Origin of the sequence: Rhodococcus sp. NPDC057135 (genome assembly GCF_042670865.1) — a bacterium.
In the GTDB taxonomy this organism is placed as follows: domain Bacteria; phylum Actinomycetota; class Actinomycetes; order Mycobacteriales; family Mycobacteriaceae; genus Rhodococcus_F.
The window spans coordinates 1-1,880 of sequence record NZ_JBHUUU010000040.1; the positions used below are offsets into that span (position 1 = coordinate 1).

Consider the following 1,880-nt stretch of genomic DNA (forward strand, 5'->3'; position numbering starts at 1 on the left):
GATCGTGGTGTGGATTCGACGTTGTCGGCGTGGTTCGATGATGCTGCTGCGCGGTTTGGTGATCGGACCGCGGTGCGGTTTGGTGGCGAGTCGTTGTCGTATGGCGAGTTGTCGGTGCGGGCTAATCGTTTGGCGCGCAGGTTGATTGCTCAGGGTTGTGGTCCGGAGTCGTTGGTGGCGGTGGCGTTGCCTCGGTCGGCGGATCTTGTGGTGGCGTTGTTGGCGGTGGTGAAGTCCGGTGCGGGTTATTTGCCGGTGGATCCGTCGTATCCGGCTGATCGTGTCGAGTTCATGTTGGCCGATGCTGGTCCGGTGGCTGCGATTTCGTGGTCCGGGCGTGAGTTGGTGTTGCCTGCTGGTCTGCCGGTGGTCGATGTCGACACTGTGGATGTGTCGGAGTTCGATGGTTCGGTGGTGACGGATGCGGATCGTGTTGCGCCGTTGCGGTCGTCGAATGTTGCGTATGTGATTTACACGTCGGGTTCGACGGGTCGTCCGAAGGGTGTGCAGGTTCCGCACGTCACGGTGGCGAAGTTGTTCGCGAACACCGAGAGTGTGTACGGGTTCGACGAATCCGATGTGTGGACGATGTTCCACAGTTATGCGTTCGACTTCTCGGTGTGGGAGTTGTGGGGTCCGCTGTTGTACGGCGGCACGTTGGTGGTTGTGGATTATGTGACGTCGCGTTCGCCGGAGCAGTTCTTGGAGTTGCTTGCTGCTGAGCGGGTGACGGTGCTCAATCAGACGCCGTCGGCGTTCTATCAGTTGGCCGAGGCTGATCGGTTGGCGTCGGAATCCGGCCAGGCGGCTGAGTTGTCGTTGCGGTGGGTTGTTTTCGGTGGTGAGGCGCTCGAGCTTCGTCGCTTGTCGGATTGGTATTCGCGTCGTGGTGACAGTGCGCCGACGTTGGTGAACATGTATGGCATCACGGAGACGACGGTGCATGTGAGCCATCGTGTGTTGGATGCTGCGTTGGCGGCGGATGCGTCGGCGAGTGTTGTGGGTCAGGCTATTTCGGGTTTGCAGGTGTTCGTGTTGGATACGCGTTTGGCTCCGGTGCCCGTCGGTGTCGCGGGTGAGATGTATGTGTCGGGTGTGCAGTTGGCTCGGGGTTATCTGGGTCAGGCTGGGTTGTCGTCGACGCGGTTTGTGGCGAATCCGTTCAATGCTGGTGAGGTGTTGTACCGGACGGGTGACGTGGCGGCGTGGAACAGTGCTGGTGATTTGGAGTATCTGGGTCGCGCGGATGATCAGGTGAAGATCCGTGGGTTCCGGATCGAGATCGGTGAGATCGAGTCTGCGGTGTTGTCGGATGTGTCGGTGGCGCAGACGGCGGTGGTTGTTCGTGAGGATTCTCCGGGTGATCAGCGGTTGGTGGCGTATGTGGTGCCGGCTGCGGGTGTGAGTGTGTCGGTTGACGATGTGCGCGCGAGTGTGGGTTCGTTGTTGCCGGAGTACATGGTGCCGTCGGCGTTTGTGGTGTTGGATTCGATTCCGTTGACGGTGAACGGGAAGTTGGATCGTCGGGCGTTGCCGGTTCCGTCGTTGCAGGTTGCGGTGTTCCGTGCTCCGACGTCGGTGGTGGAAGAGGTTGTGGCGCAGACGTTTGCGGATGTTCTGGGTGTCGAGCGTGTTGGTTTGGATGATGATTTCTTTGCTCTCGGTGGTAATTCGCTGATTGCGACGCAGGTGACGTCTCGGTTGGGGCAGGCGTTGGATGCGTCGGTCGGTGTGCGGGAGTTGTTCGAGGCGTCGACGGTGGAGGCGTTGGCTGCTCGTTTGGGTTCTCATGTCGGTGGTGGTTCGCGTGCGGCGTTGACGGTGCAGGATCGTCCGGTTCGGGTGCCGTTGTCGTTGGCTCAGCAGCGTATGTGGTTCCT

Annotated in this window: 1 protein-coding gene; it reads left to right on the forward strand. The window is 60.3% G+C overall.

Annotated elements, in window-relative coordinates:
* Positions 1-1,880, forward strand: a 1,880-nt coding sequence (locus ACFT1A_RS30930) for an amino acid adenylation domain-containing protein (RefSeq protein ID WP_378450104.1), incomplete at both ends; no start/stop codon positions are given.